Annotated in this window: 15 protein-coding genes; 9 read left to right on the forward strand and 6 right to left on the reverse strand. The window is 68.3% G+C overall.

Annotated elements, in window-relative coordinates; all coding sequences use genetic code 11:
• The first annotated feature begins 22 nt into the window (after nucleotides 1-22).
• From ligA to def, 3 genes are all read left to right on the forward strand, one after another.
• Nucleotides 23-2,119 (forward strand): NAD-dependent DNA ligase LigA, encoded by a 2,097-nt coding sequence (ligA, locus tag FFI97_RS06385; RefSeq protein WP_139701601.1) that lies wholly within the window; start codon nucleotides 23-25, stop codon nucleotides 2,117-2,119.
• A gap of 119 nt (nucleotides 2,120-2,238) precedes the next feature.
• Nucleotides 2,239-2,661, forward strand: coding sequence for a hypothetical protein (locus FFI97_RS33875; protein ID WP_223301316.1), 423 nt, complete (start codon nucleotides 2,239-2,241; stop codon nucleotides 2,659-2,661).
• A gap of 45 nt (nucleotides 2,662-2,706) precedes the next feature.
• Entirely contained in the window at nucleotides 2,707-3,246 is a 540-nt protein-coding gene (gene def / locus FFI97_RS06395; RefSeq protein ID WP_139701600.1) for a peptide deformylase, read from the forward strand.
• A 20-nt stretch (nucleotides 3,247-3,266) separates the two neighbouring features.
• Here the strand turns inward: def and FFI97_RS06400 are convergent, their stop codons facing one another.
• Complete coding sequence (locus tag FFI97_RS06400) at nucleotides 3,267-3,656, reverse strand: DoxX family protein (RefSeq protein WP_062471245.1); 390 nt, start codon at nucleotides 3,654-3,656, stop codon at nucleotides 3,267-3,269.
• Between the two features lie 173 nt (nucleotides 3,657-3,829).
• Between FFI97_RS06400 and FFI97_RS06405 the strand changes: the two genes are divergently transcribed.
• From FFI97_RS06405 to FFI97_RS06415, 3 genes are read left to right on the forward strand one after another with little or no spacing between them, the layout of a single operon-like run.
• Nucleotides 3,830-4,888, forward strand: a complete 1,059-nt coding sequence (locus FFI97_RS06405; protein ID WP_139701599.1) for an amino acid ABC transporter substrate-binding protein — start codon at nucleotides 3,830-3,832, stop codon at nucleotides 4,886-4,888.
• Nucleotides 4,885-5,883, forward strand: coding sequence for an amino acid ABC transporter permease (locus FFI97_RS06410; RefSeq protein WP_139701598.1), 999 nt, complete (start codon nucleotides 4,885-4,887; stop codon nucleotides 5,881-5,883). Before FFI97_RS06405 ends, FFI97_RS06410 begins: the two co-directional genes overlap by 4 nt.
• Nucleotides 5,880-6,938 (forward strand): amino acid ABC transporter permease, encoded by a 1,059-nt coding sequence (locus FFI97_RS06415; RefSeq protein ID WP_139701597.1) that lies wholly within the window; start codon nucleotides 5,880-5,882, stop codon nucleotides 6,936-6,938. The genes FFI97_RS06410 and FFI97_RS06415 overlap by 4 nt, the downstream gene beginning before the upstream one ends.
• Here FFI97_RS06415 and FFI97_RS06420 read toward each other — a convergent pair.
• The 3 genes from FFI97_RS06420 to FFI97_RS06430 all read right to left on the reverse strand — a co-directional run bounded on the left by FFI97_RS06420 (nucleotide 6,893) and on the right by FFI97_RS06430 (nucleotide 9,344).
• Nucleotides 6,893-7,306 (reverse strand): PPC domain-containing DNA-binding protein, encoded by a 414-nt coding sequence (locus FFI97_RS06420; RefSeq protein ID WP_139701596.1) that lies wholly within the window; start codon nucleotides 7,304-7,306, stop codon nucleotides 6,893-6,895. The genes FFI97_RS06415 and FFI97_RS06420 overlap by 46 nt on opposite strands.
• A 16-nt stretch (nucleotides 7,307-7,322) precedes the next feature.
• Nucleotides 7,323-8,978, reverse strand: coding sequence for a phosphoglucomutase (alpha-D-glucose-1,6-bisphosphate-dependent) (pgm, locus tag FFI97_RS06425; RefSeq protein WP_139701595.1), 1,656 nt, complete (start codon nucleotides 8,976-8,978; stop codon nucleotides 7,323-7,325).
• Between the two features lie 123 nt (nucleotides 8,979-9,101).
• Nucleotides 9,102-9,344, reverse strand: coding sequence for a helix-turn-helix domain-containing protein (locus FFI97_RS06430; protein ID WP_062471259.1), 243 nt, complete (start codon nucleotides 9,342-9,344; stop codon nucleotides 9,102-9,104).
• 198 nt (nucleotides 9,345-9,542) lie between these two features.
• On the opposite strand from FFI97_RS06430, the gene FFI97_RS06435 reads away from it, so the two are divergent.
• Together FFI97_RS06435 and FFI97_RS06440 are read left to right on the forward strand one after the other, a co-directional pair.
• The gene (locus FFI97_RS06435; protein WP_185993568.1) at nucleotides 9,543-10,175 is read left to right on the forward strand and encodes a response regulator transcription factor; all 633 of its coding nucleotides are present in this window, start codon (nucleotides 9,543-9,545) and stop codon (nucleotides 10,173-10,175) included.
• Nucleotides 10,176-10,228: 53 nt separating this feature from the next.
• Nucleotides 10,229-10,573 carry a hypothetical protein gene (locus FFI97_RS06440; RefSeq protein WP_056580768.1) on the forward strand — a complete coding sequence of 115 codons (345 nt, stop codon included), beginning with the start codon at nucleotides 10,229-10,231 and terminating at the stop codon, nucleotides 10,571-10,573.
• A 24-nt stretch (nucleotides 10,574-10,597) separates the two neighbouring features.
• Here the strand turns inward: FFI97_RS06440 and FFI97_RS06445 are convergent, their stop codons facing one another.
• Both FFI97_RS06445 and map read right to left on the reverse strand, forming a co-directional pair.
• Entirely contained in the window at nucleotides 10,598-13,207 is a 2,610-nt protein-coding gene (locus tag FFI97_RS06445; RefSeq protein ID WP_139701593.1) for a [protein-PII] uridylyltransferase, read from the reverse strand.
• 22 nt (nucleotides 13,208-13,229) lie between these two features.
• Nucleotides 13,230-14,054, reverse strand: a complete 825-nt coding sequence (map, locus tag FFI97_RS06450; RefSeq protein ID WP_062471267.1) for a type I methionyl aminopeptidase — start codon at nucleotides 14,052-14,054, stop codon at nucleotides 13,230-13,232.
• A 157-nt stretch (nucleotides 14,055-14,211) separates the two neighbouring features.
• Between map and purL the strand changes: the two genes are divergently transcribed.
• Nucleotides 14,212-18,180 (forward strand): phosphoribosylformylglycinamidine synthase, encoded by a 3,969-nt coding sequence (gene purL, locus FFI97_RS06455; RefSeq protein WP_139701693.1) that lies wholly within the window; start codon nucleotides 14,212-14,214, stop codon nucleotides 18,178-18,180.
• Nucleotides 18,181-18,274 lie beyond the last annotated feature (94 nt).

Here is an 18,274-nt window from a genome sequence, read left to right on the forward strand (position 1 = left end):
TCTTTTTCCCGAGGGACCCCCCATGACAACGCGCGACGAAGCGGCACGCGAAGCCGCCGCACTGAGCGAGCAGCTGCATCGCCACGCCCATCTGTACTACGTGCTCGACGCCCCCGAGCTGCCCGACGCCGAGTACGACAAGATGTTCCAGCGCCTGCAGGTGCTGGAGACCGAGTTTCCCGAACTGCGCACGCCCGATTCGCCGACGCAGCGCGTGGGCGGCACCGTGCTCGACAGCCTGGCCAAGGTGCGCCACCGGGTGCCGATGCTGTCGATCCGCACCGAGACCGACATCACGCCCGCCGGCGCCAGCGCCTTCGACGCGCGCGTGCGCCGCGAACTGGGCCTGGCCGAAGACGCGCCGCAGATCAGCTACGTCTGCGAACTCAAGTTCGACGGGCTGGCCATGAGCCTGCGCTACGAGCAAGGCGTGCTGGTGCAGGCCGCCACGCGCGGCGACGGCGAGGTGGGCGAGGACGTCACGCAGAACATCCGCACCGTGCGCGAGATCCCGCTCAAGCTCAAGGGTGCGGCGCCGCCCGTGGTCGAGGTGCGTGGCGAGGTCTACATGAAGCGCGCCGATTTCGACGCCCTCAACGAGCGCCAGCGCCAGAAGATCGCCGCCGGGCAGAAGAACGAGAAGGTGTTCGTCAACCCGCGCAACGCGGCGGCCGGCGCGGTGCGCCAGCACGACCCGGCGATCGCGGCAGAGCGCCCGCTGAGCTTCTTTGCCTACGGCCTGGGCGAGGTCTCGCCCGCGAGCGACGGCGGCCCCGACATCGCGACCCAGTTCGACTGGCTGCAGCAGTTCCATGCCTGGGGCTTTCCGGTGGCCACGCAGACCGCGCGGGCGACCGGCGCTATTGAACTGATAGCGTTCCATGAAACCATCGGCCGCCAGCGCGATGCGCTGCCGTACGACATCGACGGCGTGGTCTACAAGGTCGACAGCCTGGAGTTGCAGCGCCAGCTGGGATTTGTTTCGCGCGAACCGCGCTGGGCCGTGGCCCACAAGTACCCGGCGCAGGAGCAGCTGACCGAGGTGGTCGGCATCGAGATCCAGGTGGGCCGCACCGGCAAGCTCACGCCGGTGGCCAAGTTGGCGCCAGTGTTCGTGGGCGGCGTGACCGTGACCAACGCCACGCTGCACAACGAAGACGAAGCCCGCCGCAAGGACGTGCGCGTGGGCGATACGGTGATCGTGCGGCGTGCCGGCGACGTGATTCCCGAAGTGGTGGGCGTGGCGCCCGACAGCCTGGCCAAGCCCGACGACCAGCGCGGCGCGGTCTTCACCATGCCGCACAAGTGCCCTGTGTGCGATTCCGAGGCGGTGCGGGAGGAGGGCGAGGTCGACTACCGCTGCACCGGCGGCCTGTTCTGCGCGGCGCAGCGCAAGGAGGCCATCCTGCATTTCGCGGCACGTCGCGCGGTCGACGTCGACGGGCTGGGCGACAAGCTGGTCGAACAGCTGGTCGATGCCAACCTGATCCGCACCTTGCCCGACCTCTACAAGCTCGGTTTCGTCACGCTGGCGGGCCTGGACCGCATGGCGGAGAAGTCGGCCAAGAACCTCGTCGATGCGCTCGAAGCCTCGAAGAAGACGACGCTGCCGCGCTTCCTGTTCGGCCTGGGCATCCGCCACGTCGGCGAGAGCACGGCCAAGGACCTGGCCAAGCATTTCGGCAAGCTCGACGCCATCATGGACGCGACCGAAGAGCAACTGCTCGAAGTGAACGACGTCGGCCCGGTGGTGGCGCAGAGCCTGCGCACCTTCTTCGACCAGCCGCACAACCGCGAGGTGGTCGAGCAGCTGCGCGCCTGCGGCCTGACCTGGGACGAGTTCGAGCCCGAAGCCCGCGCGCCCAAGCCTTTGGCGGGACTGACCTTCGTGATCACCGGCACCCTTCCTACGCTGGGCCGCGACGAAGCGAAGGATAAATTGGAGGCAGCCGGCGCCAAGGTGGCCGGCTCCGTCAGCAAGAAGACCCACTACCTCGTGGCCGGGGAGGAGGCCGGCAGCAAGCTGGACAAGGCGCGCGACCTCGGCGTCACGGTGATCGACGAGGCGCGTATGCTGGAGATCCTCGCCAGCGGTGTTCCGCCGGCGCCCGACGCCTGATTCGCCCGGCGCCTGGGATCCGGGCCTTTACCGGCCGTTACGCGACTTCACATCAGCGCAGTCAACAGGGTCTACAAGCGGGCGTTGAACGATCACAGAAGGCCGACAAGGAGTCCCTCATGCAAAAAATTCGTGTTCTCGCTACCAGCCTCGCACTCGGCGGCATCGCGCTGCTGAGCGGCTGCGTAGCCGTCCCTGGCGATCCGTACTACTCCGGCGGCTATTCCGAACCGTACTACTCCGATCCGGGTCCCGTGGTGGTGCCGGCGCCGGTCTACATCCAGGGTGGCGGTTATTACGACAACCGTCGCCCGTACTACGACCGCCGTCCTTACTATGGCCGTCCCGGTTATCCCGCGGTGCGTCCCAGCTACCCAGCCGTGCGGCCGACCTATCCGGCCGGGCGTCCGCCGGGTTGGCAGCGTCCACCGGCTGTCTCGCCTGCGCATCCGGGTGTGTCGCCCAACTACCCGAGCAATGCGATGCGCCCACCGCCGGGCGTGCCGTGGCGTGACGCGCCGGCGCTGGCCGACAAGCCTTGAGCAAGCGCTCCAGCGAGGGCGCTGCGCGCTGGCCATAATCCCTCCATGGCCTTCCGCGAAATCCTGAAAATGGGCGACCCCCGGCTGCTGCGCACCGCGCAGCCGGTCGCCGCTTTCGACACCGACGAACTGCACCTGCTGGTGCGCGACATGTTCGAGACCATGCAGGCGGTCAATGGCGCCGGCCTTGCGGCGCCGCAGATCGGCGTCGACCTGCAACTGGTGATCTTCGGCACCGACACCATCAATCCACGCTACCCCGACGCGCCGCCGGTGCCACGCACCGTGCTGCTCAACCCCGTCATCACGCCGCTGGGCGATGAAGAGGAAGAGGGCTGGGAAGGCTGCCTGTCGGTGCCCGGCTTGCGCGGCGTGGTGCCGCGCTTCGCTCATATCCGCTACACGGGCTTCGACCTGTACGGCGACCCGATCGACCGCACCGCCGACGGCTTCCATGCGCGCGTGGTGCAGCACGAGGTCGATCACCTGTTCGGCAAGCTGTACCCGATGCGGGTGCGCGATTTCTCGCGCTTCGGCTACACCGAGGTCCTGTTCCCGGGCCTCGATGCGGCTGACGACGACTGATTCGCCAGTCGCCTCTTCGCTTACTTGTTGTTGAGCCCGAAGCGCCCGCCGCCCGTGAGCGCGAGCGAGATGGCCGCGAACAGGAACATGCCCTGCAGTTCCAGCGCCCAGCCGCCTTGCCCGTTCAGCGCGCCCAGGTCCTTGCGGTGGGCCAGCCAGATCGCCACCACCATGTTGATGGCCACGACCAGCGCCGCGGGCCGCGTGAACAGGCCGACGATCAGCAGCACTGGCGCCAGGATCTCGCCCACGTAGACCAGGTAGGCCAGCACCGCGGGCACGCCGTGCGACGCGAGCATGCCGCCGATGCCGTCGACGCCCTTGCCGACCTTGGCAATGCCATGCAGCAGGATGAGGATGCCCAGCGCAACGCGCAGGATGAGCTTGCCGGTGTCGTCGGACTTGACCATGGTGTGATTCCTGTTCGGGAGTGATGAAAGGGCCGTATGGTAGTGAAACTGGCCGCGCCGCGGACCGATCGCCCGCGAGCGGATCGACATATGTATCCAACGCAGGGTTCTTTGTCGTCGGCCTGCATCGCCCCGTACACTGCCTTTTGCCTACTGTTGAGGAGTACACACCCATGACGAAGAAGACAACGACCACCCCAACCACCCGACTGCGCCCGGCACTGTTCGCCGCCGCTTCCGTTCTCGTGCTGGCCGCCGCGGCCCCGGCCTTTGCGGGCAAGACGCTCGACGCGGTCAAGCAGCGCGGCACCGTCAAGTGCGGCGTGACCAACGGCGTGGCCGGTTTCTCGGCCCCCGACACGCAGGGCAACTGGTCGGGCCTGGACGTCGACACCTGCCGCGCCATCGCCGCGGCCGTGCTGGGCGATCCCAAGAAGGTCGACTTCGTGCCGCTGAATTCGCAGCAGCGCTTCTCGGCGCTGCAGGCCGGCGAGATTGACATCCTCGCGCGCAACACCACCTGGACGCTCACGCGCGACGCCTCGCTGGGCTTCAACTTCACCACCATCACCTATTACGACGGCCAGGGCTTCCTGGTGCCCAAGAAGCTCAAGGTGACGAGCGCCAAGCAGCTCAAGAACGCCACCATCTGCACGCAGTCGGGCACCACCAACGAGAAGAACGTGTCGGACTACTTCCGCGCGCAGAACATCCCGGTGAAGACCGTCGTGTTCGAGAGCTTCGAAGCCTCGTTCAAGGCCTTCTTCTCGGGCCGCTGCCAGGCCTTCACCACCGACGCCTCGGCGCTGGCCGGCCTGCGCAACAAGGAAGCGCCGAACCCCGACGACTACCTCATCCTGCCCGAGCTGATCTCCAAGGAGCCGCTCGCGCCGCTGGTGCGTCGCGGCGACGACGAGTGGTTCGCCATCGCCAAGTGGGTGCCCAACGCGCTCATCGAGGCGGAAGAATTCGGCGTCACCCAAGCCAATGCCGACCAGCTCAAGGCCGCCAGCAAAGACCCGGCGCAGCAGCGCCTGCTCGGCGCCGGTGAAGACCTCGGCAAGCTGCTGGGCCTCGACAAAGACTGGTCGTACCGCGCCATCAAGGCCGTGGGCAACTACGGCGAGATGTTCGAGCGCAACGTCGGACCGAAGTCGGTGCTCAAACTGCCGCGTGGCTCCAACAATCTGTGGAGCAAAGGCGGCCTGATCTACGCACCCCCTGTTCGATGAGTCGGCAGGCCTCGCGCCGCGGCGCCTGGCTGGCCTGGCTCGTGCAGGCCCTGCTGGTGCTGGCCGTCGTGGCCGGCGCCTTCTGGGTGGTGAACCATGCGCTTGAGGTGCTGCGCGCACGCGGCGTGCGCTCGGGTTTCGACTTTCTCACCGAGCCCGCGGGCTTTTCGATCAGCGAAGGCTGGCTCGACTTCGATGCCAGCCAGCCGTCGTGGCGCGCGTTCCTCGCGGGCCTGATCAACACGGTGCGCGCGGCCGTGCCGGCCGCCATCTTCGCGGTGGTGCTCGGCACGCTGATTGGCATCGGCCGGCTCGCGCCGCATGTGCTGCTGCGCGGCATCTGCACGGCGTACGTGGAGCTGTTGCGCAACGTGCCGCTGCTGGTGCAGCTGCTGATGCTGGCTTTCGCGATGGCCAACCTGCTGCCCGACCCGACCGAGCCCGTGCACCTGCTGCCGGGCGTGTGGCTCAGCAAGGGCGGGCTCAGCGTGCCCTGGCCCGTGGCGGGCGAGGGCGGTGGGTGGCCCACGCATTTCGAATGGCCCGAACGCGGCGACTTCGGCGTGAGCGGCGGCGCCGTGCTGAGCCCGGAGTACGTGACCATCGTCGCCGGGCTGTCGCTGTACTCGGCGGCCTTCGTCGCCGAGATCGTGCGCGCCGGCATCCTCTCGGTGTCGCAAGGGCAGGTGCTGGCAGGGCAGGCGCTGGGCCTGTCGTCGGTGCAGCAGCTGCGCATCGTGATCCTGCCGCAGGCGCTGCGCGTGATCGTGCCCTCGCTCACCAACCAGCTGCTGAGCCTCACCAAGAATTCGTCGCTCGCCGTGGCCGTGGGCTATCCGGAGCTGGTGTCGGTGGCCAACACCACCATCGGCTCGAACGGCCGGGCCTTCGAGTGCATCGCGATCATCATGGCGGTGTACCTGCTGCTGTCGCTCGTGATCTCCTTTGGCATGAACCGCTACAACGCGCGCGTCGCGCTGCGAGGCTGGCGATGAGAAACGTCGCGCAAGGCCCCATCGCGTGGCGCAGCGAGCTGTGGGGTTCGCCGTTGCGCGCATTGGCCACGGTGCTGCTGCTGGGCTTGCTGGCCTGGGCCGGCTTCCATGCGTTCGAGTGGGGCGTGGTGCATGCCGTGTTCCGCCCCGACGCCGACGCCTGCCGCGCGGTGCAGCACAGCGCCTGCTGGGGCGTGGTGGCCGAGAAGTGGCGACCGATGCTGTTCGGTCGCTTTCCGTATGAAGAGCAGTGGCGCCCAGCCGTCGCCGTCGTCGTGCTGTCCGCGGTGACCGTGCTCAGCGCGTGGCCGCGCAGCTGGCGCTGGTGGCTGGCGCCGTTGTGGGGCGTGGCACTGCTGCTGTTCGTCGGGCTGATGCACGGCGGCGTGGCCGGGCTGAGCCCGGTGCCGACCAGCCGCTGGGGCGGCCTGCCGCTCACCATCGGGCTGGCGGTGGTCGGGCTGGCGCTGGCCTTTCCGCTGGCGCTGCTGCTGGCGATGGGGCGGCGCTCCGAATGGCCCGTGGTGCGCACGCTGAGCGCGAGCTACATCGAACTGGTGCGCGGCGTGCCGCTGATCTCGGTGCTGTTCATGGCCTCGTTCCTGCTGCCGCTGCTGTGGCCCGCGGGCTGGCAGCCCGACGTGCTGGTGCGCGTGCTGATGGGCCTCACGCTGTTCGTCGCGGCCTACCTGGCGGAGATCATCCGCGGCGGCCTGCAGGCCGTGCCGCGCGGGCAGACCGAGGTGGCGATGGCGCTGGGCTTCGGCCGCTGGCCGGTGCAGCGCGACATCGTGCTGCCGCAGGCGCTGCGCCTCGTGGTGCCGGCGCTGACCAACAGCGTGGTCGGCACGCTGAAGGACACCTCGCTGGTCACCGTGGTCGGCCTGTTCGAGCTGACCGGCGCGCTCGGGCTGGCGCTGGGCGGCGACCCGGTCTGGCGGCCCTTCTACCTCGAGGGCTACCTGTTCGTGGCCGCCGTCTACTGGCTGCTGTGCTTCGGGCTGTCGCGCTACAGCGTCTGGCTGGAGCGGCGCCTGGGCACCAGCTCGGCGTAGCCGGTCTGCGCATCGGGCTCGCGCGAGAAGCGCCACTCGGGCAGCACCGCGACGAGGATCTCGGCCGTGGTGCGCACCACGCAGCCCGGTGCGGCATGGCCGCCCGACACCCGGCCCACGCCGTCCGACACGCTGAGATGCAGGTGCGAGCCGTCCGGCGACAGCGTGCCGGCGAGCGTGAGGATTTCAAGGTCGCCTTCGATCCGCGTCGACGACTCGGCACCCGCGAAACGGATGCTCGCGCCGCGCAGGCTGCCGATGCCTGAGACCACGAAGGCGGCGTCGCCGATGCCGTCTGGCTTCAGCACGGCATCGAGCGCCGCACGCAGATCGTCGCCCGGTTGCAGCCGCAGCACGAGCGTGTCCATGCGCTGTTGCCTCGCGTCAGCTCGCCGACAGCGCCTTGTCGACCACCTGCTGCGCCTCGCCGAGGATGCGCGCAAGGTGGTCGTCGCCGAGGAAGCTCTCGCCGTAGACCTTGTAGATGTTCTCCGTGCCCGAAGGGCGCGCGGCGAACCAGCCGTTCTCGGTGACGACCTTCACGCCGCCGATGGCCGCGCCGTTGCCCGGGGCGTGGCTCAGCACGTTCTCGATCTTCTCGCCCGCCAGCGTGGTCGAGGTGATCTGCTGCGGCGACAGGGCCGACAGGCGTTTTTTCTGCTCGGGCGTGGCGGGCGCGTCCACGCGGTCGGACACGGGGCGCCCCAGCGCCTGCGTCAGCTCGGTGAAGCGCTCGCCGGGGTCGCGCCCGGTGCGCGCGGCGATCTCGGCCGAGAGCAGGGCGGGCACGATGCCGTCCTTGTCGGTGGTCCAGGCGCTGCCGTCGTGGCGCAAGAAGGTGGCGCCGGCGCTTTCCTCGCCGCCGAAGCCCAGCGAGCCGTCGACCAGACCGTCGACGAACCACTTGAAGCCCACGGGCACCTCGTACAGCGGGCGGCCCAGTTGCGCCGCCACGCGGTCGATCATGCGGCTGCTGACCACCGTCTTGCCGACGGCTGCCTGCGCTGGCCAGTGGGGGCGGTGCGTGAAGAGGTAGTCGACCATCACCGCGAGGTAGTTGTTCGGCTGCATCAGGCCCGCGCTGCGCGTGACCACGCCGTGGCGGTCGTGGTCGGTGTCACAGGCGAAGGCGATGCCGAAGCGGTCTTTCAGCGCGACCAACCCGTGCATCGCGTCGGGCGACGACGGGTCCATGCGGATGCGGCCGTCCCAGTCGAGCGACATGAAGCGGAAGGTCGGGTCGACCGCCTGGCTCAGCACATTCAGGCGCTGGAGCTTGTAGCGCGCGGCGATGGCCGGCCAGTAGTGCACGCCGGCACCGCCCAGCGGATCGACGCCCAGGTCGATGGTGCCGCCGCGGATCGCGTCCATGTCCAGCACCTGGGCCAGGTCTTCGACATAGGTGTTCAGGTAGTCGTGGCGGTGCGTGGTGGACGCCTTCAGCGCCTGCGCCAGCGGCATGCGCTTCACACCTTCGAGCTTGTTCGCCAGCATCTTGTTGGCGGCGGCTTCGACGGCGGAGGTGATGTCGGTGCCTGCGGGGCCGCCGTTGGGCGGGTTGTATTTGAAGCCGCCGCTTTCGGGCGGGTTGTGCGAGGGCGTGATCACGATGCCGTCGGCCAGGCCGCTGGTGCGTCCGCGGTTGTAGACCAGGATGGCGTGCGACACGGCCGGCGTGGGCGTGTACTCGTCGTCCTTCGACAGCATCAGCTCGACGCCGTTGGCCGCCAGCACCTCGATCGCGCTGGCGAAGGCGGGCGTGGACAGCGCGTGCGTGTCGATGCCCAGGAACAGCGGGCCGTCGATGCCTTGCTGCTTGCGGTAGTCGCAGATGGCCTGGCTGATGGCCAGCACGTGCCATTCGTTGAACGCGTCGTCGAACGAGGAGCCGCGATGGCCCGAGGTGCCGAAGGCCACGCGTTGGCTGGGCACGGCTGGGTCGGGGCGACCGGTGTAATAGGCCGAGACGAGGCGCGGCACGTCCACCAGCAGATCGGACGGGGCCGGCTGGCCCGCGAGGGGATGGGAAGAGGTGCTCATGTCGAAAGCGGGTGATGAAAGGGAGCGCACCGGCGGTGCCGTGCGCGGCCTTTCAGCATACGCCATGGGCGGGGGCGGCTTGCCGCCTGCGCGCCCGTTCACAGAGGTCCGCTTACAACCCTTTCAATGTGAGCGCCGCGTGCGGACCCGCTCCGGGCCGTCGCCCGTGGCCAGCCACCGGGCCGGCACCTCGAAGTACGCGGCGATCGCATGCAGGTGCAGGGTGCCTGCGCAGCTGTGCCGGTCGGTGAGCCAGCGGATCACGGTGGGGGCGCTGACGCCGCACTGTCGGGCGAGCTCGGATTTCCATTGGGGCTGCGACCCCGCGACAAGCGAGATCAGTCGGTCTTGAAAACTGGCGTTCATGGTCGGCCCCCTTTGGCGACAACAGCGGTCGGCTCTGAATTTCCTCGAAACGCGCCAGGCACCCAACCCCTCCTTCGCAGGGGCTGGTAGTTTTTTGCATGGAGGGTGATCTAGTTCCGACGCGCGGCGGCTCTACCCGTGGGTGCCAGCGTCAGAATGAGGGTGCATATCGGCCAGAAAGGCCGAAGGGGGTGTGCCATGAAAGTGATGCTGCTGGACGATCACGCGTTGTTTCGCGCCGGTCTGCGCATGCTGCTGGAGAACACGGGTTGCCGTATCGAGATCTTCGAGGCCGCCACGGTCGACGAAGCCTGCGCTCTGGCGCTGCGCCATCCCGACCTGGACCTCTGCTTGCTGGACCTCGAGCTCAAGGGTGAGTACGGCCTGGACGCGCTGGTGCGTCTGAGGGCCATGGCGCACGACATCGCGGTCGTGGTGGTGTCGGCCTCGACCGACGTCGACATCATCCGCGGCTGCCTGGAGGCGGGCGCCATGAGCTTCGTGCCCAAGACCATGCCGGCCGACTTCCTCAAGCAGGCCCTCGAGACCGTGCTGGCGGGGGGGGTCTACCTGCCGCAGGAAATCCTGCACGTGGGGCCGAAGAGCACCGCCAGGCCGACGCTCAGCCCGCGCCAGACCGACACGCTGCACGGCCTGGCGCGCGGACTGCCGACCAAGTCGATCGCGCGCGAGCTCGGCCTGTCCGAGCACACGGTGAAGGAGTACATCGGCACCTTGTTCCAGGCACTGGGTGTGCACAATCGCACCGAGGCCGTGATCACGGGCATCCGCCTGGGGCTGTTGTCGCCGCTGCAGCGCAAGGGGTCATGAGCGGGCCTCCGCGGGCGGCTAAGCTTCAGGCTGGTTTCAAGGAGCAAGACAAGATGCGCATGACGTTTGGCCGGCACGGGTTTCTTCTGACGGCTGCGGCCCTGGCTGCGGTGCTCGCGGGCTGCGAGGCCCCGCCCAAGGACCGGCCGCTCACCTCCGAAGTGCCGGCGCCGCCGAGCTTCGCGCCCCCGCCCGAAAGTTGCCAGGCCCCGGAAGTGCGCTTTGCGCTCGGCATGCAGGCGACGCGTCCGTTGCTCGAAGAAATGCGCCAGCGCGCCGGCGCGAAAACCGCCCGCACCGTGCCGGCCACGGCACCGGCCGACCCGGCCCAAGACGCGACGCGCCTCAACGCACAGGTCGATCCCACGGGTCGCATCCTCGGCGCGTACTGCGGCTGAGCCGCACGCGCCGATTCAGCGGCCTCACTGGGAGGCCAGCGCCTCCATCAGGTCGGTCTCGATGGCCAGCTGCGTCTTCTGGCCCTGCAGTTCCGGTCCGCTGATCAGGAACGTGTCTTCCACCCGTTCACCCAAGGTCGTCACCTTCGCCAGTTGAAGGTTCAGGTGATGCCGCGCGAGCACGCGCGCCACCGAATACAACAGGCCCGCGCGGTCGCTGGCCGAGATGCTGAGCAGCCAGCGCTGCGCCTTGTCGTCGGGCACGAGGCTGATGCGTGGCTTGATCGGAAAGCTGCGCACCCGGCGTGACACGCGCCCCATGCTGGGGGCGGGCAGGGCGCCGGCCTCGGTGAGCGTTTGCGCCAGACCCGTTTCGACCATGCTGATCAGGTCGCGGTAGTGGTCGGGCTGGAAGGTCGTCACCACCTGGAAGGTGTCGAGCGCGTAGCCGTTGCTCGTGGTGTGGACCTTGGCGTCCAGGATGCTGAACGAGGCCTGGTCGAAATAGCCGCAGATGCGAGCGAACAGGTCGGACTGGTCGGGCGTGTAGACCACCACCTGCAGCCCTTCGCCCACCGGCGACAGGTGCGCGCGCACGATGGGCGGCGCTTTCGGGTCGATGGGCACGTTCTTGGGCGGCACGAAGCGCGACAGCTGCTTGGCGTGCCAGGCGATCTCGGTGGCGTCGTGGCGCATGAAGTAGCCGACGTCAAGCGTGTCCCACAGCGCCTTGTGCGCCTCGAAGCGCTGGGCGTGCAGGGCGAGCAGCACCAGCGCCTCGCGCTTGCGGGCCTCGACCTCGGCATCCGGGTCGGGCATGCGTCCGCCCAGGGCGCGCAGGGTGAAGCGGTACAGGTCTTCGAGCAGCTTGCCCTTCCAGGCATTCCACACGCGCGGCGAGGTGCCGCGGATGTCGGCCACGGTCAGCAGGTACAGCGCCGTGAGGTAGCGCTCGTTGCCCACGCGCTTGGCGAAGGCGCCGATGACCTCGGGGTCGCCCAGGTCCTGCTTCTGCGCGACCTGGCTCATCACCAGGTGCTCGGCCACGAGGAATTCGATGAGCTTGGCGTCTTCGCGCGCGATGCCGTGCTGCTTGCAGAAGCGCTGCACGTCGCGCGCGCCGAGCGTGGAGTGGTCGCCGCCGCGGCCCTTGGCGATGTCGTGGAAGAGGGCGGCGACGTAGAGAATCCAGGGCTTGTCCCAGCCGGCCGCGAGCTGCGAGCAGCCCGGGTACTCGTGCGCGTGCTCGGCGATGAAGAAGCGGCGCACGTTGCGCAGCACCATCAGGATGTGCTGGTCGACCGTGTACACATGGAACAGGTCGTGCTGCATCTGCCCCACGATGCTGCGGAACACGCGCAGGTAGCGTCCCAGCACCGAGGTCTGGTTCATGAGCCGGAAGGCATGCGTGATGCCGTAGGGCTGCTGCAGGATCCGCATGAAGGTCACGTGGTTGACCGGGTCGTTGCGGAACTTGCTGTCCATGACATGGCGCGCGTTGTACAGCGCACGCAGCGTGCGCGCCGACAGGCCCTTCACGCCGATGGTCTTCTGGTACAGCAGGAAGGTCTCGAGCACCGCGTGCGGCTCGCGCTCGTACAGGTCGTCGCTGGCGATCTCGATCAGGCCGGCGCGCTCGTAGAAGCGCTCGTTGATGGTCGTGGGCTGCTCGTCGATGGGCTGCAGCCGCTCGGAAATATTGAGCAGCAGGATCTGGTTGAGCTGCGACACCGCCTTGGCCGCCCAGTAGTAGCGGCGCATCAGCGCCTCGCTCGACTTGCGCTGCGACTCGCTCTCGTAGCCGAAGCTCGCGGCCACGGCGGTCTGCAGGTCGAACACCAGCCGGTCTTCGCGCCGGTTGGCGATCACGTGCAGGCGGGCGCGAATGAGCGAGAGCAGGGCCTCGTTGCGCTTGATCTGCTGCGCCTCGAAGGGCGTGGCCAGGCCGTTCTTGGCCAGGTCGTCCCAGCGACTGCCGAAGCCGGCGGCCTTGCTCATCCACAGGATGGTCTGCAGGTCGCGCAGGCCGCCGGGCGATTCCTTGCAGTTGGGTTCGAGCGCGTAGGGCGTGTTGTCGAACTTCTGGTGGCGGTGCCGCATTTCCTGTGACTTGGCCACGAAGAAGGCCTGCGGGTCGATGGCCTGGGTGAAGCGGCGACGAAAGGCCGCGAAGAGCTTCTTGTCGCCCGTGATCAGGCGCGATTCGAGCAGCGAGGTCTGGACCGTGATGTCCTTGGCGGCCTCGTCCAGGCACTCTTCGAGTGTGCGCACGCTGGAGCCGATCTCGAGGCCGGCGTCCCAGCACTGGCCGATGAAGGCCTCGATGCGGGCGGGCTCGACGCCGCTGTCCTGGCCCTCGGGCGGCAGCAGCAGCAGCACGTCGACGTCGGAGTACGGAAACAGCTCGCCGCGCCCGTAGCCGCCCACCGCGGCCAGCGCGAAGGCGTCGCCGAAGCCGGCCTCGTTCCACAGCGCAGTGAGCGTCTGGTCGGCCAGCGCCGAGAGCTGGCGCAGCACCGTGTGGACGCTGCGGGTGGGCGCGCGTGCGAAGCGCAGGGTGTCGAAAAGGGCGAGCTTTTTCGCGCGATAGGCTTCGCGCAGCGTCGCCACGTCGATCTTGGCTGCTTCGATCACGGCGGGGGCGCGCTTCGGCGCGTCAGGTTTTGGTGGAGGTGACGAAGGCCGGCAGCGGCGGGCTGCCTTCGGAGAGCGTCAGCACCTCGTAGCCGGTCTCGGTGACGAGCACCGTGTGCTCCCACTGGGCCGACAGCGAATGGTCGCGCGTGACGATGGTCCAGCCGTCGTACTGGCCGCCCTTGAAGTCTTCCTTCACGTCGCGCTTGCCGGCGTTGATCATCGGCTCGATGGTGAAGATCATGCCGGGCTTGAGCTCTTCCATGGTGCCCGGGCGGCCGTAGTGCAGCACCTGGGGTTCTTCGTGGAAGCGCTGGCCCACGCCGTGGCCGCAGAACTCGCGCACGATCGAGAAGCCCTGGCCCTCGGCGAACTTCTGGATCGCATGCCCCACGTCGCCCAGGTGGGCGCCGGGGCGCACCTGCAGGATGCCGTGCCACATGGCTTCGAAGGTGACGTTGCACAGGCGCTTGGCGGCAATGGAGGCGTCGCCGATCACGAACATGCGGCTGTTGTCGCCGAACCAGCCGTCCTTGATGACGGTGACGTCGACATTCATGATGTCGCCCTTCTTCAGGGGCTTGTCATTGGGGATGCCGTGGCACACCACGTGGTTCACCGAGGTGCACAGCGACTTCGGGAACGGCACGCTGCTGGCGCCCATGTAGCCCACCGTGGCCGAGGTGGTGCCCTGCTTGACCATGTACTCGGCGGCCAGCCGATCCACGTCGTTGGTCGTGATGCCGGGCTTGATGAAGGGCGTGAGGTAGTCCAGCACCTCGGACCCGAGGCGGCAGGCGACCCGCATGGCTTCGATGCCTGCGGCGTCTTTGTAGGTAATGCTCATGCCCCGAATTATCCCATTCGGCAAGCTAAAATTCCGGGTTAACGCGGATGACCCCAGTCAGCGGCCTCCGCCCAGATTCCTTGATTCCCAACGCGGCCCCCGAGGCCCCCCATCGACCGTGACGCAGCCCGCACCTCAAGCCCTTCCTGTCGTAACCATGTTCGAGGGCGGCAGCGCACTCAGCGACTTCCGTGCACGGCAATTGCTGCCGAAGCTGCAGGCCATCGAGCCGCGCATCGAGGGCATTTCGGCCCGTTTCGTGCACCTGGTGGTCACCGATGCGTCGCTGGGCGACGCCGACCGCGAGCGTTTTGCCGCGCTGCTGACCTACGGCGAGCCCTTCGAGGCCCCGGCGGCCAAGGCGAGCGCCTCGGTGGTCGTCACGCCCCGCCTGGGCACCGTGTCGCCCTGGGCCTTCAAGGCCACCGACATCGCCCACAACTGCGGCCTGGCGCTGCGCCGCGTGGAGCGCGTCACCCAGTACCACCTGAAGCTGAAGGCGCCGCTGATCGGCAAGGCCCCCGTGCTCGAAGGCGACGCCCTGGCCGCCGTGGCCGGCCCGCTGCACGACCGCATGACAGAATCGGTGCTCGCCGCGGTCGAGCAGGCGGCCAGCCTGTTCAGCGAATTGCCGGCCCAGCCGATGGCGCAGGTCGATGTGCAAACCGGCGGGCGCGACGCCCTGGTGGCGGCCAACACCGGCTTCGGCCTGGCGCTGGCGGAAGACGAAATCGACTACCTCGTCGAAGCCTTCACCCGCCTGGGCCGCAACCCCAGCGACGTCGAGCTGATGATGTTCGCGCAGGCCAACAGCGAGCACTGCCGCCACAAGATCTTCAACGCCAACTTCACCATCGACGGCGTGGCCCAGCCGCAGAGCCTGTTCTCGATGATCCGCCACACCGAGAAGCAGAACCCGCAGCACACGGTGATCGCCTATGCGGACAACGCCTCGGTGATGGAAGGCGCGACCATCGAGCGCTTCATTCCGGCGAACGGCTCGCAGAGCTATCAAAAAGATAGCACCCTGAGCCATGTGCTGATGAAAGTCGAGACGCACAACCACCCGACGGCCATTTCCCCGTTCCCCGGCGCCTCGACCGGCGCGGGCGGGGAAATCCGCGACGAAGGCGCCACGGGCCGCGGCTCCAAGCCCAAGGCGGGCCTGACCGGCTTCACGGTCTCCAAGCTCTGGCCCGAAGACGGCCACTACGGCAAGCCCGAGCACATCGCCAGCCCGTTGCAGATCATGACCGAGGGCCCGCTGGGCGGCGCCGCGTTCAACAACGAATTCGGCCGTCCCAACCTGCTGGGCTACTTCCGCGAGTACGAGCAGGCGGTGACGAGCGACCGCGACACCGTGCAGCGCGGCTACCACAAGCCCATCATGATCGCGGGCGGCCTGGGCAGCATCGACGCCACGCAGACCAAGAAGATCCTGTTCCCGGCCGGCTCGCTGCTGATCCAGCTCGGCGGCCCCGGCATGCGCATCGGCATGGGCGGTAGCGCCGCCAGCTCGATGGCGACCGGCGCCAATGCGGCCGAACTCGACTTCGATTCGGTGCAGCGCGGCAACCCCGAAATCGAACGTCGCGCGCAAGAGGTCATCAACCACTGCTGGCAGCAGGGCGCGGCCAACCCGATCCTGGCGATCCATGACGTGGGCGCGGGCGGCCTGAGCAACGCTTTTCCCGAATTGACCAACGACGCCGGCCGCGGCGCACGCTTCGACCTGCGCGCCGTGCCGCTCGAAGAGTCGGGCATGGCGCCCAAGGAAATCTGGTGCAACGAAAGCCAGGAGCGCTACGTGCTGGCCATCGCACCGGAGTCGCTTGAGCAGTTCAAGGCTTTCTGCGAGCGCGAGCGCTGCCCGTTCTCGGTGGTCGGCGTGGCGACCGAAGAGCGCCAGCTGCTGGTGGCCGACGAAGGCGCGGCGGTGCAGCCCGTCGACATGCCCATGGACGTGCTGCTGGGCAAGCCGCCCAAGATGCACCGCGACGTGAAGACCGTGGCGCGCAGCTTCAAGCCGCTCAACCTCACGGGCGTCGACCTGCAGAAGGCCGCCATCGACGTGCTCGCGCACCCGACCGTGGCCTCCAAGCGCTTCCTGATCACCATCGGCGACCGCAGCGTGGGCGGCCTGACGCACCGCGACCAGATGGTCGGCCCGTGGCAGGTGCCCGTAGCCGATTGCGCCGTGACGTTGGCCGACTACAAGGGCTTTGCTGGCGAAGCGATGAGCATGGGCGAGCGCACGCCGCTGGCCGCGCTCGACGCGCCGGCCTCGGGCCGCATGGCCGTCGCCGAGGCCATCACCAACCTGCTGGCCGCGCCGATCGAGCTGTCGCGCGTCAAGCTGTCGGCCAACTGGATGGCCGCCTGCGGTGAGCCCGGCGAAGACGCCGCGCTGTACGAAACCGTCAAGGCCGTGGGCCTGGAACTGTGCCCGGCCCTGGGCGTGTCGATTCCGGTCGGCAAGGATTCGCTGTCGATGCGCACGCAGTGGAAGGACAACGGCGAAGCCAAGAAGGTCACCTCGCCCGTGAGCCTGATCGTCACCGCCTTCGCCTCGCTGGCCGACGTGCGCGGCACGCTCACGCCGCAGCTCGACGCGACCGAAGACGACACGACGCTCTTGCTCATCGACCTGGGCCGTGGCCAGCACCGCATGGCCGGCAGCATCCTGTCGCAGACGCTGAACCAGAGCGGCGACACCGTGCCCGACCTCGACGACCCGGCACAGCTGGTCGCGTTGGTCAACGCCGTGAACGCCCTGCGCGCCGACGGCAAGATCCTCGCGATGCACGACCGCAGCGATGGCGGCCTGTTCGCCACCGCCTGCGAAATGGCCTTTGCGGGCCACGTCGGCGTGGCGTTGAACGTCGACATGCTGGTCACCGAAGGCGACGGCATTTCCGACAGCCGCATGGAAACCGGCGACGCCAAGAACTGGGCGCAGCAGGTCAGCGCGCGGCGCGAAGAGCTCACGCTCAAGGCGCTGTTCAACGAAGAGCTCGGCATGGTGCTGCAGGTGCGCACCGCCGAGCGCAACGACGTCATGCAGGTGCTGCGCGCCCACGGCCTGAGCACGCACAGCCACTTCGTCGGCAAGACCCGCCCCGCCAGCTCGGCCATGGACGCCGGCAAGGGCAAGCTCGAAGTCTGGCGCGATGCCAAGTCGGTGTTCAGTGCCTCGCTGCACGACCTGCACCAGGTCTGGGATTCGGTCAGCTGGAAGATCGCCCGCGAGCGCGACAACCCGGCCTGCGCCGATGCCGAGCACGCCGCGGCCGGCGTGCCGAACGACCCGGGCATGCATGTGTTCCTTCCGAACGCCCCGGTGGCACCGGCCATCCTGCAGTCGCGCCCCAAGGTCGCGATCCTGCGCGAGCAGGGCGTCAACTCGCACGTCGAGATGGCCTACGCCTTCACCGAAGCCGGCTTCGAGGCCTTCGATGTCCACATGACCGACCTGCAGACGGGCAGGGCGGACCTGGCCGCGTTCAAGGGCGTGGTCGCCTGCGGCGGCTTCAGCTACGGCGACACGCTGGGTGCCGGCATCGGCTGGGCGCGCAGCATCACCTTCAACCCGAAGCTGGCCGAGCAGTTCAAGACCTTCTTCGGCCGCGCTGACACCTTCGGCCTGGGCGTGTGCAACGGCTGCCAGATGTTCGCCGAGCTGGCCGACATCATCCCGGGCGCCGAGGCCTGGCCGCGCTTCACCACCAACCAGAGCGAGCGTTTCGAGGCGCGCCTGTCGATGGTCGAGGTGCTCGAGTCGCCCAGCATCTTCTTTGCGGGCATGGCCGGCAGCCGCCTGCCGATCGCGGTGGCGCACGGCGAGGGCTACGCCAACTTCAAGCACCGCGGCGACGCCGCCAAGGCCATCGGAGCGATGCGCTTCGTGGACAACCACGGCCAGCCGACCGAGCAGTACCCGTTCAACCCGAACGGCAGCGCGGGCGGCCTGACTTCGGTCACCACGCCGGACGGCCGCTTCACCGCCGTGATGCCGCACCCGGAGCGCGTGTTCCGCAACATCCAGATGAGCTGGACGTCGGGCGACAAGAGCGAGCTGAGCCCGTGGATGCAGATCTGGCGCAACGCGCGCAAGTGGGTGGGTTGATCGACCGAAGTCGGGCCGTGCAGGCGGCCTGACGACAGTCAACGAAAATGCCCTCCAGGCTCGGGTCTGGAGGGCATTTTTCATGGGGATCGAT

It is taken from the genome of Variovorax sp. KBS0712 (genome assembly GCF_006323185.2).
Lineage (GTDB): Bacteria > Pseudomonadota > Gammaproteobacteria > Burkholderiales > Burkholderiaceae_C > Variovorax > Variovorax boronicumulans.

Excerpts from the sequence above, each read along its gene's own strand:
- FFI97_RS06430 (WP_062471259.1), bottom strand. The coding sequence starts at position 9,344 with ATGAACGCCAGTTTTCAAGACCGACTGATCTCGCTTGTCGCGGGGTCG.
- FFI97_RS33875 (WP_223301316.1), top strand. The coding sequence starts at position 2,239 with ATGCAAAAAATTCGTGTTCTCGCTACCAGCCTCGCACTCGGCGGCATC.
- map (WP_062471267.1), bottom strand. The coding sequence starts at position 14,054 with ATGAGCATTACCTACAAAGACGCCGCAGGCATCGAAGCCATGCGGGTC.
- ligA (WP_139701601.1), top strand. The coding sequence starts at position 23 with ATGACAACGCGCGACGAAGCGGCACGCGAAGCCGCCGCACTGAGCGAG.
- FFI97_RS06415 (WP_139701597.1), top strand. The coding sequence starts at position 5,880 with ATGAGAAACGTCGCGCAAGGCCCCATCGCGTGGCGCAGCGAGCTGTGG.
- FFI97_RS06410 (WP_139701598.1), top strand. The coding sequence starts at position 4,885 with ATGAGTCGGCAGGCCTCGCGCCGCGGCGCCTGGCTGGCCTGGCTCGTG.
- def (WP_139701600.1), top strand. The coding sequence starts at position 2,707 with ATGGCCTTCCGCGAAATCCTGAAAATGGGCGACCCCCGGCTGCTGCGC.
- FFI97_RS06440 (WP_056580768.1), top strand. The coding sequence starts at position 10,229 with ATGCGCATGACGTTTGGCCGGCACGGGTTTCTTCTGACGGCTGCGGCC.
- FFI97_RS06435 (WP_185993568.1), top strand. The coding sequence starts at position 9,543 with ATGAAAGTGATGCTGCTGGACGATCACGCGTTGTTTCGCGCCGGTCTG.
- FFI97_RS06400 (WP_062471245.1), bottom strand. The coding sequence starts at position 3,656 with ATGGTCAAGTCCGACGACACCGGCAAGCTCATCCTGCGCGTTGCGCTG.
- FFI97_RS06420 (WP_139701596.1), bottom strand. The coding sequence starts at position 7,306 with ATGGACACGCTCGTGCTGCGGCTGCAACCGGGCGACGATCTGCGTGCG.
- pgm (WP_139701595.1), bottom strand. The coding sequence starts at position 8,978 with ATGAGCACCTCTTCCCATCCCCTCGCGGGCCAGCCGGCCCCGTCCGAT.
- FFI97_RS06405 (WP_139701599.1), top strand. The coding sequence starts at position 3,830 with ATGACGAAGAAGACAACGACCACCCCAACCACCCGACTGCGCCCGGCA.
- purL (WP_139701693.1), top strand. The coding sequence starts at position 14,212 with ATGTTCGAGGGCGGCAGCGCACTCAGCGACTTCCGTGCACGGCAATTG.